This window comes from Streptomyces sp. NBC_01515 (assembly GCF_045040345.1).
Taxonomy (GTDB): Bacteria; Actinomycetota; Actinomycetes; order Streptomycetales; family Streptomycetaceae; genus Streptomyces.
This window is the reverse complement of record NZ_CP109416.1, coordinates 10,158,973-10,172,308: the sequence shown is the minus strand read 5'-3', so window position 1 is coordinate 10,172,308 and position 13,336 is coordinate 10,158,973. Positions and strand designations below refer to the sequence as shown.

Below are 13,336 nucleotides of genomic sequence, written 5' to 3'. Positions count from 1 at the left end.
CTGAGGGCCGCCCGTTTCCGGACGGCCCTCAAGGTCTGCGTGCTGCGGGATCAGTAGCGCGGGCTCACGGCTCGATGCTGGGGAGGAGACCCGTGACCGGCGCGGCGAGGTCGGTGACCTGGTGCAGCTGCTGGAGGTCGTTCAGGTGGTTCATCCCCTGCAGCTGACTGGCGACCCGCGGGATCTCCGCCTGGTGCTCGGCGGGGATCTCACTCACCGCGAGCGAGTCCAGCAGGGCGACCGGGCTGACCTTGCCGTCCTTGAAGGCGGGCGCGTCGGCGGCGTTCGCCATCGGCGCGACGAGGCCGGTGACCCCGACGGCGAGACCAACGGCGGCGGCAATACGTCGTGTTGAGATCATGCCCTCAGCAACGCGGCCGGTCCCCGCGCGGTCACGGGTACCGGGCACCGCTCACCCGTGAGGCGGAGCGCGCCGCCCGGTTTGCCGACCACGGCGAGGCGGAGGAGTCTCGTAGGAGAGGCCCGTCGCGGCTCGCTCCTGTGTGGGCCGCGGCCCTCCGAGGAGGTCACCATGGGCACCGCGGCACGCCCCGGCTTCGACACCGAAGCCCTGCGCCGGGGCATCGAAGACCACACGGCGGCGACACTGCTGTCGCTCTACGCGGACGACGCCGAGATCCACGTCGTCGACCACCAGACCCAGCCCAGTCACCCCAAGGTCCTGCACGGCCGGGACGAGATCGGCGCGATGCTCGCCGACGTCTACAGCCGCGACATGACCCACAAGCTGGAGGAATGCGTCGTACAGGGCGACCGGGTCGCCTATACCGAGTCCTGCCGGTACCCGGACGGAGCCCGCGTCCTCGCCGAGTCGATGCTCCTGCTGCAGGACGGCAAGATCACCCGGCAGACCATGATCCAGGCATGGGACGGCTAGCGCGGCTGGTGCCGAGAGTCCGGATCAACACCCGCCTGACCTGGACCTTCTCGGCGACCACGGCACCCGCCCGCTCCGCTGCGACGCGAGGCCGAGCACCGGTTTCCGCGGCGGGCCTGCGCGCGTCCGCCGCTCTGCTGGGGTCGGTGCTGCGGGCGGCACGGTCCCGCCCGCTTCCGCCACCACCTGCTGGTCGCATCCACCGCGTCCGGCGTCGGTGAGCGGGCCCTGACGGCCGTAGACCCGTCGGTTACGCTGTTCGTGGGTCGTGACTGGCGCTGAGGTGGAGCACCACCGTGGAGCGGCCCACGCGGAGTCGATGCCGTGCGCCTGGGCGATTGGTCAACCAGCTCAGGAGTGGATCATGTCTCAGGCACGGCTCATGGACGGCAGCGCGCTCGCCCGGCGCATCGTCGAGGACACCGCGAAGAAGGCCGCCGACCTCACGGAGCGCACCGGTACGGCGCCCTGTCTGGCGACGGTGCTGGTCGGCGCGGACCCGGCGTCCGTCACCTACGTCCGGATGAAGCAGAACCGCAGCCGCAAGGCCGGCATCGAGTCCCGGCACGTGGAACTGCCCGCCGCCACGACCACCGCCGAACTGGTCGCCACCCTCGACGCGCTCTCCACCGACCCGGCCGTGCACGGCATCCTGCTCCAGCACCCGATGGGTGAACACATCGACGAGCGGGCCGCGTTCGAGGCGATCGCGGCGGAGAAGGACGTGGACGGCGTGACCTTCGCATCGTTCGCGACGATGAGCTTCGGCCTGCCGGGCTTCGTGTCCTGCACGCCCGGCGGCATCATCCGGCTGCTCGACGAGTACGACGTCGACCCGTCCGGCAAGCGGGCCGTCGTGGTCGGCCGCAGCGCGATCCTCGGCAAGCCGGCCGGCATGCTCCTCCTGGCCCGCGACGCGACGGTCACCTACTGCCACTCCCGCACCCAGGACCTGTCCGCGGTGGTCCGCGAGGCGGACATCGTGGTCGCCGCCGTGGGCCGCCCCCGGCTGATCCGCGGCGAGGACATCAAGCCCGGCGCGGTCGTCATCGACGCCGGCTACAACGCGGGCAACGTCGGTGACGTGGACTTCGAATCCGCCGCCGAACGCGCCTCGTTGATCACCCCGGTGCCGGGCGGCGTCGGCCCGATGACGATCGCCACGCTCCTGGAGCAGACGGTGACCGCTGCGGCCCGGCAGCTCGGGGTGTGATCAGCGCGTCCACGCGCTGTAGTCCATGACGTCCCCGGCCTTGACGCCGTACTCGGGCTGGTCCTTCGTGAAGGTGCTCTCCATCCCGAGGACGGCGCCGGTGGCCGGGTCCATGATCAGCATCAGGCGGCTGCCCGACTGCTGATACACATACGCCTGCCCGTGCCGCCCGAGCCGGTCGGTCACCTCCCCCACCGGTCGCAACCCGTCCGCCCCCGCGAGCAGCCGCGCCAACGCGGCCGACTCACGCGCCCCGAGCGTCCAGTGGTCCAGCAACTCCCCCACGGCCGACAGGAGTTCGGGGGTGGTCAACGGCGTCTTGCTGTACGCCGTCTCCTGGAGGTACGCCCGGAGTCCCGGCACGTCGTGCGGGGGCCGGGCATCGGGCGGGACATCGCTCCAACTCGGCGGAAACGTCGTCTCTTTGAGGACATGGCCGTCCTCGACGACACGTTCCGTGTGACTGGCGTCCGCGTTCCAGCGCACGACGCGTTCCTCGGGGATAGTGACCGGCGGTTTGTCGTCGGACATGCCGAGACTCCATGACTGCACGTGAGTTCCCCTGCGCAGAACGGGAGTTCCGTCGGCCGCGACCGCCACGGCGAGGGCGGCGAGCTGCTTCAGCGATACGGGCGTGGAGTGCGCCTGCACGACCAGAGCACGGGGAGCCGCCACCGCCGGGGTACTGCTCGGCCCGCCCAGCACGAGGGTGAGTACGGTCGCGCCGACGGCAGTTGCGGCCGCCAGGCTCCAGAGCACTCGCCGACGCCGTGAACGCCGTTCGTACAGCAGCCGGTTGAGCCCGCGCTCGGCGCGATGGTCAAGCGGCCCGTCACCGTAGAGGGACCCGTCGCCAGTGAACGGGTTGGCGCTACGCAGGAGTTCAAGTTCATCAGCCATCGCGATGTTCCTTCAGGGGGACTGTGGCGCCCTCAAGGGGCGCGGGGAACTGCGCGACCAGCCACGACGGCGCCGCAGAATACTGACTCAACACCCCGCCCCTCCCAGCACCGCGAGCCGATCGACCTCCGCTCTCAACCTCCGCCGCGCCCGATGCAACCGCATAGCCGCAGCCCGCACCCCACACCCAAGAACCACGGCAACCTCCTCCACCCCCAACTCCTCCCACGCCGTGAGCCGCAACACCTCCTGATCGGCCGACGACAACCGCGCGAGCGCCTCGTGCACCCAGGCACCGGGCGCCTCCGCGTCGGGACCAACAGCGACCTGCCGCCCATGCGCGCTCTCGTCGTTGCCCAGCCGGTCGACGAGCCGACGCCGCCGCCCGTACCCGCGCACCGCATTGGCCAGGCAGTTACGGGCCACGCCGTACAGCCAGGGCAACGGGGCCGGCGGCAGATCCGCACGGCGGCGCCAGGCGACGGTGAAGACCTCCGCCACCACTTCCTCGACCTCGCTGCTCCGCCCGTCCAGTCGCCGCGCAACATAGCGGCTGACCGCCCAGTAGTGCTCGCGATAGGCAGCGGCGAAGTTCTCGTCGTTGCTCATGTTCCGTTCGTGTCCGGCACCGGGGCGATCGTCACACCCGATTTCGTGATTCTCCTCGCGTCCGTCGAGTGTGACGTGCGGGCGGCGCGCGGACACAGGCGGGGCGTGAGAGACCTCAAGAGCATCAAGTGGCTGACGACCACGGACCACAAGACGATCGGCACGCTGTATCTGGTCACGGCGTTCGGGTTCTTCTGCATCGGCGGTGTGATGGCGCTCCTCATGCGCGCCGAACTCGCCAGACCCGGCCTGCAGATCATGTCCAACGAGCAGTTCAACCAGGCGTTCACGATGCACGGCACGATCATGCTGCTGATGTTCGCGACGCCGCTGTTCGCGGGCTTCGCCAACTGGATCATGCCGCTCCAGATCGGCGCCCCGGACGTCGCCTTCCCTCGCCTGAACATGTTCGCCTACTGGCTGTATCTCTTCGGCTCGACGATCGCGGTCGGGGGCTTCCTCACCCCGCAGGGCGCGGCCGACTTCGGCTGGTTCGCGTACAGCCCGCTGTCGGACGCGGTCCGTTCGCCGGGCATCGGGGCCGACATGTGGATCATGGGTCTGGCCTTCTCCGGCTTCGGCACGATCCTCGGCGCGGTCAACTTCATCACCACGATCATCTGCATGCGCGCACCGGGCATGACGATGTTCCGCATGCCGATCTTCGTGTGGAACGTGCTGCTGACCGCCGTACTCGTTCTGCTGGCCTTCCCCGTTCTCGCCGCCGCGCTCTTCGCGCTGGAGGCGGATCGGAAATTCGGGGCACACGTCTTCGATGCCGCCAACGGCGGGGCGTTGCTGTGGCAGCACCTCTTCTGGTTCTTCGGGCATCCAGAGGTGTACATCATCGCGCTGCCGTTCTTCGGCATCATCTCCGAGGTCATCCCGGTCTTCTCCCGCAAGCCGATGTTCGGCTACATGGGACTGGTCGCGGCCACGATCTCCATCGCCGGCCTGTCCGTGACCGTGTGGGCCCACCACATGTACGTCACCGGCGGAGTCCTCCTCCCGTTCTTCTCCTTCATGACGTTCCTCATCGCCGTGCCAACAGGCGTGAAGTTCTTCAACTGGATCGGAACGATGTGGAAGGGCTCCCTGTCCTTCGAGACCCCGATGCTCTGGGCCACCGGCTTCCTCATCACCTTCGTCTTCGGCGGCCTGACCGGCGTCATGCTCGCCGCCCCGCCCATCGACTTCTCGACCTCCGACTCGTACTTCGTCGTCGCCCACTTCCACTACGTGGTCTTCGGCACGGTCGTGTTCGCGATGTTCTCCGGCTTCCACTTCTGGTGGCCGAAGATGACCGGCAAGATGCTCGACGAGCGCCTCGGCAAGATCACCTTCTGGACGCTGTTCATCGGCTTCCACGGCACCTTCCTCGTCCAGCACTGGCTGGGCGTGAACGGGATGCAGCGCCGGATCCCCGACTACCTGGCGGTGGAGGGCCTGACGACACTCAACACGGTGTCGACGATCTCCTCGTTCCTGCTGGGCCTGTCACTGCTGCCGTTCTTCTACAACGTGTGGAAGACGGCCAAGTACGGCAAGAAGGTCGAGGTCGACGACCCGTGGGGCTACGGCCGTTCACTGGAGTGGGCGACGTCCTGCCCGCCGCCGCGGCACAACTTCGTCTCGCTCCCCCGCATCCGCAGCGAGTCCCCGGCGTTCGACCTCCACCACGCCGACATCCCCGCCCTGGAACGGGAGTTGACGGCCCGGTGACCGCCATGGACGAACACCCCGTCGACACCGGTGCCTTCCTCAACGACGTCGAGGGCCACCTGCTGATCGCCGCCGCCCACGCGGAGGGCCGTACCGCCGCCGCCCGTTTCACGGCACGGCTCGACTGGCTCACCGACGGCCAACGGAGCGAGGTGGAGCGGCAGTTCGAGGCGGAGTACCTCGCCCTCACCCGGCTGTCGTGGCAGCGCACGGCCGAGCGGGGCCGTCAACTGCGGGACGAGTACGGGGAGACGTACCGGCGACTGCGCCAACGCGCCCTCGCCTGCTGCCTGTTGACGTGCGCCCTGCTCGCGGCGACGGGTCTGGTGACCGTAGCGCTCGCCTAGGGACGCGGGTCCCGCCGGTCCTGACGACCGGCGGGACGATGTGCTGTGGCGGGGCCGGTAGGGCTAGGTCAGCGTCCACTTCTGGTTGGTCGCCGTGCCGCAGGTGTACAGGATCAGCAGAGTGCCGTTGGCCGTGGCGGCGCCGGACGCGTCCAGGCAGAGGCCCGCGTTGACGTTGGTCAGGGTGCCGTCGGAGTTGGCGGTCCACTTCTGGTTGTTCTGGCCGTTGCAGTCCCAGATGATGACCTTCGTGCCGTTGGTGGTACCGCTGTTGTAGGCGTCCAGGCACTTGTTGCCGTAGACCACTAGTTCCTTGCGGGAGGTGTACGTCCAGGCCTGGTTCTGGCCGCCGTTGCAGTCCCAGATCTCGGCCTGGGTGCCGTTGGTGATGGTGTTGTTGTAGACGTCGACGCAGCGGCCGGACCCGGTGCCGACGACCAGGTTGCCGTTCGCGCCCGGGATCGGCTGGACGTTGACCGTGCCCAGGGTCGGGAGTGAACTGCCTGTCAGGGTAAGGGAGTTGGCCGATCCCTTGGACAGGTTGGCCTGCACCGAGATCGTGCCCGCCGTGGAGCCGGTCGGCGGGAAGGAGACCGTCGTCGCGGTCTGGCTGTTGACCTGGAGAGTGCCGGTGACGGCCGTCGAGCCGGTGTTGGTGTAGGTGACGTCGACGACGTTCAGGCCGGTACTGGCCGCGCTGACGGCGGTGTACTTGCCGGTCGAGGTGGCGGTGTAGTTGGTGCTCGCCGCCTCGGTGCCGCCGCTCACCTTCAGCATCACCGAGCCGCCCGCCGGGACGCTGGCGGTGTAACTCGTGTTGTACGAGCCGAGGTTGGTCTGCGCCCAGAGGTCGCGGACCGTGGCGGAGGCGCCGGTCAGGCCGAGGTCGGACCAGCGGACGGTGATGTTCTGGGCGGAGGAGGTGCGGTTGAGCAGTACGACCGCGCGGTTGCCGGTGCCGGAGAGGACCCTGCCGTAGACCTGGAGGCCGGTGGTGTCCTCGGCGACCTTGACGCCCTGGAGTCCGCGCGCGTCCTGGTCGACGGCGACGACGTCCGAGTTCTTGAGGATCGCGGCGGTCTCACTGGTCATCGTGGTGAGGTCGTTGCCGGCCAGCAGCGGGGCGCCGGAGATCGCCCACAGGGCCATGTGGGTGCGGTTCTGGGCCGCCGTGAGGCCGGACATGCCGACGGTGAGCATGTCGGGGTCGTTGTAGTAGCCGGTGTGCTGGGCGGCCGGGTGCAGGGTCTGGTCGAAGTTGGAGAGCACGCTCGCCTGGGACGCCGTGCCGCCGTAGTAGTAGATGTCCGTGCTGGTCCGCCACATGGGGGCGAGGCCCGTGGCCCAGTTCCAGGTGTTCTGGTAGCCCCAGTTGCAGATCGAGAGGGTCAGCGCGCGGCCGGTGCTGGCGGTGGCCTTGGTGACCGAGGCGCTGATCGCCTTGTACGCCGTCGCCGCGTCGAGGCCCTCGGCGTTGCCGCCGCACCAGTCGACCTTCACGAAGTCGAAGCCCCACTGGGAGAATTGGAGCATGTCCTGGTCGTAGTGGCCCTCGCTGCCGGTGTTCGCGGCGGCGGGGCGGCCCGTCGGGTAGTAGTAGCCGCAGCCGTTCGCGCCGGCGTCCGTGTAGATGCCGGCCTTGAGGCCCTTGCTGTGGATGTAGTCGGCGATGGCGCTCATCCCGCCGGGCCACTCGCTGGTGTCGACGGTGATGTTGCCCGCGCTGTCGCGGGTGCCCTGCCACCAGCCCTCGTCGATGTTGATGTAGTTGTAGCCGGCGGCCGGGAGGCCCGCGGCGACGAACGCGTCGACCTGCGCCTTGATGACGCTGTAGTCGATCTTCGAGGCGAAGCTGTTCCAGGAGGCCCAGCCCATCGGGGCGGTCGGCACGGCAATCTGACGGGTCGTCGAGGCGACCGGGGCCGCTTGAAGGGGGTCCGCGGGGTCGGGTCTCGTGACGAGAAGCAGGGTGAACACCGCTGCGGCCATCGCGAGGGCGCGCAGGATGGGGGTGCGGAACATGCGGCTCCTTTGCCGATATTTCGAACATGGATCGGGCAACCGAACGAAACGGCGCGCTGAAAGTAGAGCCACCGGAGGGTGAAGTCAACGGCTGTGACACGAGGGGCAGTTGGAATCCCCGTGGGAATCCCCCACTCGTCGGCCACCGGGCGCGATACTGACCCTCGTGCGCGTAGCGATCATGACAGCGGGATCCCGGGGCGACGTGGCCCCCTACACCGGCCTCGGGCATGCCCTGGCCCGCGCGGGCCACGAGGTCACCCTCGTCACCCACGAGAGTTTCGCGCCCCTGGTGGCGGGCTCGGGCGTCGGCTTCCATCCTCTTCCGGTGGACCCCCGGGCCGAGTTGGAGTCCTCACGGGGGCGCGGGCTGCACCGCAGCGCCTCGGGCGGTGGCAAGTTGCTGCGGGTGGTCACGATGGCGCGGACGCTGGTCGGGCGGATGACCGACGAGCTGCTGACGGCCGCCCGGACGAGTGAAGTGCTTTTGCTGTCCAGCTCGTTGGGGCCGCTGGGGCATGCCGTCGCCGAGGGGCTGTCGTTGCCGAGCATGGGCGTGTATCTCCAACCCCTCGCAGCGACAAGGGAGTTCGCGCCGCCGGTGCTCGGGGGCGGCTCCTGGGGCGCGGTCGGCAACCGGGTCGCCGGGCGCGGGGTGAACCGGGCCGTGGAGCACGTATTCACCACCGCCGTACCGGAGGTCCGCTCCCGGCTGGGCCTGCCCCGCATCCGCCCCGGCGCCGCGCTCCGGTCCCGGGAACGCCAGAACTGGCCCGTCCACCACGGCTTCAGCCCTCTGATCGTGCCCCGCCCGGCCGACTGGCGCCCCGGACTGACAGTGGCGGGCTACTGGTGGCCGTACGACGCCGAAGCCCAACTCCCGCCTCAGCTGAGGGACTTCCTCGACTCCGGTCCGGCCCCGGTCTTCGTGGGACTGGGCAGTGCCACCGTGCCCGATCCGGAGCGGCTCAGCGCCGAGATCGTGCGAGCGCTGCGCCGGGCGGGGTTGCGCGGGGTGATCCAGCGCGGCTGGGGCGGTCTCGCAGCGGCCGGTGACGACATCCTGACCGTCGGCGAGGTCCCGCACTCGGCGCTGTTCCCGAGGATGGCGGCCGTGGTCCACCACTGCGGCGCGGGCACGACGGCGGCCGGCCTGCGCGCCGGGGTACCGGCGGTACCGGTGCCGATCCAGTTCGACGAGGGCTTCTGGGCCGCGCGCCTGGTCACCCTGGGCGTGGCTCCGGCCGCCGTACCGCTGCGCGGCCTGACCGCCGACTCCCTGTCCGCCGCACTCGTACGGGCCACGGGTGAACCTGCCGTCGCCGAGCGCGCGCGAGCCCTCGGCGCCCGGGTGCGCGCCGAGGACGGCTTCGCGCCCGTGCTGGCCGCCCTGGACAGCCTGGCCTAGCGCTCCTGCCGCGCCACGGCCTCGGGGGTGACCGGCGTGAAGAAGTTGATCAGATTGCCGTCGGGGTCCCGGAAGAGGAGGGAGCGGTTGCCCCACGGCATCGTCGTCGGCTTCTGGACGATCTCGCAGTCGAGGGGTGCCAGGCGCTCGAACTCGGCGTCGACATCCGCCACGCGGAACTCGGTGATCACCGATCGGTTGGCGGCGGGGCGAGCGGAGCCGGTACCGAAAAGGGCCACGGTGCGAGTGCTCGCGATCGCCAACGTGCAGGCGGGCGTGACGAGTTCGGCGAAGTCGGGGGTCGACCACGTGGCCGTGACGCCGGTGACCTGTTCGTAGAACCCGACGAGACGGGTGACGTCGTCGGTGATGACGCGGATCGAGACGAAGTTCATGAGGGTCTTCCTGCCAGAGGTCGGAGACGGTTCCGGATGAACCGGCGTCCCTCACGCTAGGACCGATACCGGACAGCTTCCGCCCGGTATCCGAGGCAGACTTCCGGAGTGACCACATCGACCGCCCGCGTGCTCGCCCTGCTGGAGATCCTCCAGGGCGGCGGCCTCCGCACCGTCCCCGCCCTGGCCGCCCGCCTCGGCGTCGACGAACGCACGGTCCGCCGCTACGTCGGCCACCTGCTGGAACTGGGCGTGCCGGTCGACTCGGTGCGCGGTCGCTACGGCGGCTACCGGCTCGCCCCCGGCTATCGGATGCCGCCGCTGATGCTCACGGACGAGGAGGCCCTGGCCGTGGTGCTCGGGCTGCTGGCCGGCCGTAAGGCGGGGCTCGTCACCACGTCCGCGGCGGCGAGCGAGAGTGCCACGGCGAAACTGCTGCGGGTCCTGCCCGCCGCCCTGCGCCGACGGCTCGACGCCCTGCTGGACACGGCCGACTTCACCGCGCGGCCCCGTACCGCCACCGCCCCGGAGACGGACGTACTGCTCGAACTCGCCGAGGCCGCGCTCCATCGGCGGCCGGTGGCGATCGGCTACACCGACCGCAGGGGCCGCGGCAGCGACCGTACCGTCCTGCCGTACGGTCTCGTGGCGCATGCCGGACGGTGGTATCTGACCGGCGCGGACCCGGCCGACGGCGAGGTCCGCACGTTCCGGCTGGACCGGATCACCTCGATGAGCGTGCGGCCGGGCTCGTTCGCCGTCCCGGATGACTTCGACCCGGCGGCCACGGTGCTGGACAGCCTCGCGCGCACGCCGTGGACCCACGATGTGTCGCTGCGGATCCGGGGCAGTGTGCGGCACATTCGCACGCGGCTCCCGGCCGAGGTCGCGACTCTGTCCACGGTCCCGACCGACGATTCAGAGGCCGGTGACGGCGGCGAATGGGTCCACGTCCGGATCCGGGCCGAGCGGCTGGAGTGGATCCCGCCCGTCCTCGCCGCCCTCGACCGTCCGTTCGTCATCGAACGTCCCGCCGCCCTGCGCGATCTCGTCCGCGCGCTGGCCCGCCGACTGGACGAGCACGCTACGGGCAACTCGTCCTAGGGCTTCCAGCCCGGCGGCCGCATGATCCCGAGCAGCTGTCGGACCAGTTCCTCCACGACCTCGTCCAGCGTGGCGTCCACCCAGCCGGCGCTCCAGTCGTGGAGCAGGCCGTTGACGCTGCCGATGAAGGCCGTGGCGGCGATCCGGTAGTCGCGCCGCGCCGCCTCCCCGCGCTGGGCGGCGGCCCGTGCCTCGGCGCAGATGAGGTTGATCCAGCGGGCGCGGCGGGCCAGCCGTTGTTCCTCCAGCCGGGCGCTGACGCCGATGATCTCGACGAAGGTGATGCGGATACGGCGTGGATCCACGGTGACGTTCGCGGCGTAGGCGTGGAAGATCGCGGTGGACCGTTCGGCGAGCGGCAGGCCCTCCGCGGACTTCAGGGCGATCAGGACGGCTTCCTCGGCCCAGTCGTTGACCTGGAGGTGGAGGGCGGCCAGGACGTCCTCCAGGCTGCGGAACTCCTCGTAGAACTGCCGGGTGGACAGGCCGGCTGCCTCGCTGAGGGCGGCGACGGTCGTGGCGCGGTAGCCGGGGGTGTCGCCGAACAGCTGGAGCGCGGCGTCCAGGAAGCGTCCGCGCCGCTCGGCCTGCCGCTGCTCGGCGGACTTGCCGCCGTAACGACCCGTCGGCGCCTTGAGCCTGCCCGTCACTGTCACACCCCTGTCTCGTCGACCACCGGCCATCTTGTCGTGTCCGTGGCCTTGCGGAAAAGAGCACTCCTTCCTCACTTCTCATCAAGTTCACTCCGAATTTGCATTTGTTCGGATGTCTTCACATAAATACGGAGGGGCGCCGGTCTCCAGGAAGACCGGCGCCCCTGTGGTGCTCAGCTGTGCGCTGCCGCCCAGGTGGCCAGTTCGGACTTGGCCGCGCTCAGCAGGGTCGAGGAGGGGCTCGACGCGCCGTTGGTGATCAGGGCGTAGTGCAGGGTTCCCGAGCCGGTGGCGGAGAGCAGGAGGCGGTGGCTGCCGGTGCCGCCCGGTTCGTTGGCGTAGCCGATCGGGGTCGAGGTCGTGTACGCCGGGACGCCCGAGATCGCTCCCAGGTCGGAGACCACGGTGGTGGACGCGGCCGGGAAGGACGCCGGGAGGTGGAGTTCGGTCGGCGCGGTGGAGCTGTTGGAGCGCCACATCAGCAGGCCGTACTGGCCGGAGCCGACCAGCGAGGACACGTTCGGGAGGGTGCTGGGGACCGGGTTCCAGGTCAGGGTCGTCGAGCCGTCGCGGGAGCGGTCCTCGTAGGTGAACGCGACCGTGGTGCCGGCGGTCGCGCTCGGGTAGATCCGGTCGAGCAGACGGGCGTCCTGACGGAGTGTCACCGTTCCGGAGTCGGTCATGTTGACGGCGGAGAGGTCCTCGTCGTTCCAGGCGTCGCCGGAGGTGAGCACCTTGTCGGGGTTGTCGTTCATCAGCTCGCTGTGGCGGCCGTTGTAGATGTCCCACTGCCACTGCGTACCGGAGAGGACCGGCCCGGAGCCCGCCGGGTTGGACCACCAACTGGCGCCCGGGAGACGGGAGTCGAGGGCCTGGTACATCGCCTTGAGTACGGTCGGCGCCTTGCCGGAGACCGTTCCGGACAGCGGATGCCCGAACTCGCTGACGATGGCGGCGGTGCCGGCCGCGGCGGCCCGGTCACGGACCGTACCGAAGTCGGTCGAGTACTGGCCGTCGGCCGCGTTGCCCCACATCAGGATGCCGGAGATCGCCTTCTGGTCGTAGAAGTGGGTGTTGAAGACATAGCGCGACCCGAGCGTGCCCGCGTCGAGGAGCCCGCCCACCTGCACCTGGCTGGAGATGTTGGAGTTCCAGAAGAGGTTCGGCTCGACGAGGGCGGGCTTGGCGCTCCAGCCGGCCGCGTCCATCCGGGCCCGGAACTTCACATAGAACGGCCAGAGCAGGTTCTGTTCCCAAGTGCGGCTGGTCTGGCCGGAGTCGTAGGTGCCGGCGAAGGGCTCGTTGTACGGGTCGAAGCCGACGACACCCGCGAACTCGTCGGCGCTCAGGTGCTGTTGGATGTACGTCATCGTCGACTGCGCGGTGACGAGGAACGCGTCCTGGACGCCGTAGTTGTTGTGCCAGAAGTCGTACTGCGCCTCCGTCACGGCCGCGTTCTGGGTGATGTTCTGACCCCAGAAGAGGCAGATGCCGCAGGACTCCTGCGGGTAACTCCCCAGCGCCACGGCCCACTTGGGGGCACCGTCACCGGTGTACCAACTGCCGCTGTTGAAGAGGTACTTGGAGTAGAGGTCCTGGTGGAAGTCGGGGTAGACGCGAATACCGGCGTCGAGGAACGCCTGCATCTGCGCGGTGGCGGCGGCCAGGTACGTGGTGTCGACCTGGCCGCGGACGGGTTCGGCGTAGGCCCAGGAGAGCAGGAAACGGACCGAGTTGCCGCCGCCGAGGGCGCGCAGCGCGGTCGCGGACTTCTTCGCGTCGGCGACCGAGGCGAAGGGGAGACCGTCGTTCTCCGCCAGCTTGGTCTCACCGGAGACGTTGTAGCCGCGCAGCACGACCTGGCGGCCGTAACTGTCCACGAAGCTGCCGTTCTGGACGGTCAGCGCCGAGCCGTCGAACCAGAGGGAGTCGGTTGGGGTGGCGGCGGTTGCTGGCCCAGCGCCCAGCACCGACAGGAATCCGCAGAGGACAACCAGGACAACGATCAAACGCGCCCGGATATTCGTCATGTCCACTACAGTCCGGTGATTTCCGGACACTGTCA

At 69.6% G+C, this 13,336-nt stretch carries 13 protein-coding genes and 1 riboswitch; of the genes, 6 read left to right on the top strand and 7 right to left on the bottom strand.

Features of this window, described 5'->3' with window-relative positions:
- Positions 1–64: 64 nt before the first annotated feature.
- A complete protein-coding gene (locus tag OG407_RS44980) occupies positions 65–361 on the bottom strand; it encodes a hypothetical protein (protein WP_405866575.1) in 297 nt (98 codons plus the stop codon).
- A gap of 171 nt (positions 362–532) precedes the next feature.
- Between OG407_RS44980 and OG407_RS44975 the strand changes: the two genes are divergently transcribed.
- Together OG407_RS44975 and OG407_RS44970 are read left to right on the top strand one after the other, a co-directional pair.
- Positions 533–898: a nuclear transport factor 2 family protein gene (locus tag OG407_RS44975; RefSeq protein WP_405866573.1), complete on the top strand. Its 366-nt coding sequence runs from the start codon at positions 533–535 to the stop codon at positions 896–898.
- Between the two features lie 258 nt (positions 899–1,156).
- Positions 1,157–1,241: riboswitch (ZMP/ZTP riboswitch) on the top strand.
- A 21-nt stretch (positions 1,242–1,262) separates the two neighbouring features.
- The gene (locus tag OG407_RS44970; protein ID WP_405866571.1) at positions 1,263–2,111 is read left to right on the top strand and encodes a bifunctional 5,10-methylenetetrahydrofolate dehydrogenase/5,10-methenyltetrahydrofolate cyclohydrolase; all 849 of its coding nucleotides are present in this window, start codon (positions 1,263–1,265) and stop codon (positions 2,109–2,111) included.
- Here the strand turns inward: OG407_RS44970 and OG407_RS44965 are convergent, their stop codons facing one another.
- Together OG407_RS44965 and OG407_RS44960 are read right to left on the bottom strand one after the other, a co-directional pair.
- Positions 2,112–3,011: a CU044_5270 family protein gene (locus OG407_RS44965; protein ID WP_405866569.1), complete on the bottom strand. Its 900-nt coding sequence runs from the start codon at positions 3,009–3,011 to the stop codon at positions 2,112–2,114.
- Positions 3,012–3,098: 87 nt separating this feature from the next.
- Positions 3,099–3,620, bottom strand: a complete 522-nt coding sequence (locus OG407_RS44960; protein WP_405866567.1) for an RNA polymerase sigma factor — start codon at positions 3,618–3,620, stop codon at positions 3,099–3,101.
- 105 nt (positions 3,621–3,725) lie between these two features.
- On the opposite strand from OG407_RS44960, the gene ctaD reads away from it, so the two are divergent.
- Together ctaD and OG407_RS44950 are read left to right on the top strand one after the other, a co-directional pair.
- The gene (gene ctaD / locus OG407_RS44955) at positions 3,726–5,342 is read left to right on the top strand and encodes a cytochrome c oxidase subunit I (protein WP_405866565.1); all 1,617 of its coding nucleotides are present in this window, start codon (positions 3,726–3,728) and stop codon (positions 5,340–5,342) included.
- Positions 5,343–5,347: 5 nt separating this feature from the next.
- Positions 5,348–5,689: a hypothetical protein gene (locus OG407_RS44950; RefSeq protein ID WP_405868926.1), complete on the top strand. Its 342-nt coding sequence runs from the start codon at positions 5,348–5,350 to the stop codon at positions 5,687–5,689.
- Positions 5,690–5,752: 63 nt separating this feature from the next.
- Here the strand turns inward: OG407_RS44950 and OG407_RS44945 are convergent, their stop codons facing one another.
- A complete protein-coding gene (locus OG407_RS44945) occupies positions 5,753–7,711 on the bottom strand; it encodes a ricin-type beta-trefoil lectin domain protein (RefSeq protein ID WP_405866563.1) in 1,959 nt (652 codons plus the stop codon).
- A 181-nt stretch (positions 7,712–7,892) separates the two neighbouring features.
- On the opposite strand from OG407_RS44945, the gene OG407_RS44940 reads away from it, so the two are divergent.
- The gene (locus OG407_RS44940; RefSeq protein WP_405868924.1) at positions 7,893–9,119 is read left to right on the top strand and encodes a glycosyltransferase; all 1,227 of its coding nucleotides are present in this window, start codon (positions 7,893–7,895) and stop codon (positions 9,117–9,119) included.
- On the opposite strand, the gene OG407_RS44935 is transcribed toward OG407_RS44940, so the two are convergent.
- A complete protein-coding gene (locus OG407_RS44935; RefSeq protein WP_405866561.1) occupies positions 9,116–9,514 on the bottom strand; it encodes a VOC family protein in 399 nt (132 codons plus the stop codon). The genes OG407_RS44940 and OG407_RS44935 overlap by 4 nt on opposite strands.
- Positions 9,515–9,622: 108 nt before the next feature.
- On the opposite strand from OG407_RS44935, the gene OG407_RS44930 reads away from it, so the two are divergent.
- Positions 9,623–10,618 carry a helix-turn-helix transcriptional regulator gene (locus OG407_RS44930; RefSeq protein WP_405866559.1) on the top strand — a complete coding sequence of 332 codons (996 nt, stop codon included), beginning with the start codon at positions 9,623–9,625 and terminating at the stop codon, positions 10,616–10,618.
- Here OG407_RS44930 and OG407_RS44925 read toward each other — a convergent pair.
- Positions 10,615–11,268 (bottom strand): TetR/AcrR family transcriptional regulator, encoded by a 654-nt coding sequence (locus OG407_RS44925; protein WP_405866557.1) that lies wholly within the window; start codon positions 11,266–11,268, stop codon positions 10,615–10,617. The genes OG407_RS44930 and OG407_RS44925 overlap by 4 nt on opposite strands.
- A gap of 176 nt (positions 11,269–11,444) precedes the next feature.
- Entirely contained in the window at positions 11,445–13,301 is a 1,857-nt protein-coding gene (locus OG407_RS44920) for a cellulase family glycosylhydrolase (RefSeq protein ID WP_405866555.1), read from the bottom strand.
- Between the last annotated feature and the right edge of the window lie 35 nt (positions 13,302–13,336).

Coding starts and splice junctions, on each gene's coding strand:
- OG407_RS44980 (WP_405866575.1), bottom strand. CDS start 361: ATGATCTCAACACGACGTATTGCCGCCGCCGTTGGTCTCGCCGTCGGG.
- OG407_RS44975 (WP_405866573.1), top strand. CDS start 533: ATGGGCACCGCGGCACGCCCCGGCTTCGACACCGAAGCCCTGCGCCGG.
- OG407_RS44970 (WP_405866571.1), top strand. CDS start 1,263: ATGTCTCAGGCACGGCTCATGGACGGCAGCGCGCTCGCCCGGCGCATC.
- OG407_RS44965 (WP_405866569.1), bottom strand. CDS start 3,011: ATGGCTGATGAACTTGAACTCCTGCGTAGCGCCAACCCGTTCACTGGC.
- OG407_RS44960 (WP_405866567.1), bottom strand. CDS start 3,620: ATGAGCAACGACGAGAACTTCGCCGCTGCCTATCGCGAGCACTACTGG.
- OG407_RS44950 (WP_405868926.1), top strand. CDS start 5,348: ATGGACGAACACCCCGTCGACACCGGTGCCTTCCTCAACGACGTCGAG.
- OG407_RS44945 (WP_405866563.1), bottom strand. CDS start 7,711: ATGTTCCGCACCCCCATCCTGCGCGCCCTCGCGATGGCCGCAGCGGTG.
- OG407_RS44940 (WP_405868924.1), top strand. CDS start 7,893: ATGACAGCGGGATCCCGGGGCGACGTGGCCCCCTACACCGGCCTCGGG.
- OG407_RS44935 (WP_405866561.1), bottom strand. CDS start 9,514: ATGAACTTCGTCTCGATCCGCGTCATCACCGACGACGTCACCCGTCTC.
- OG407_RS44920 (WP_405866555.1), bottom strand. CDS start 13,301: ATGACGAATATCCGGGCGCGTTTGATCGTTGTCCTGGTTGTCCTCTGC.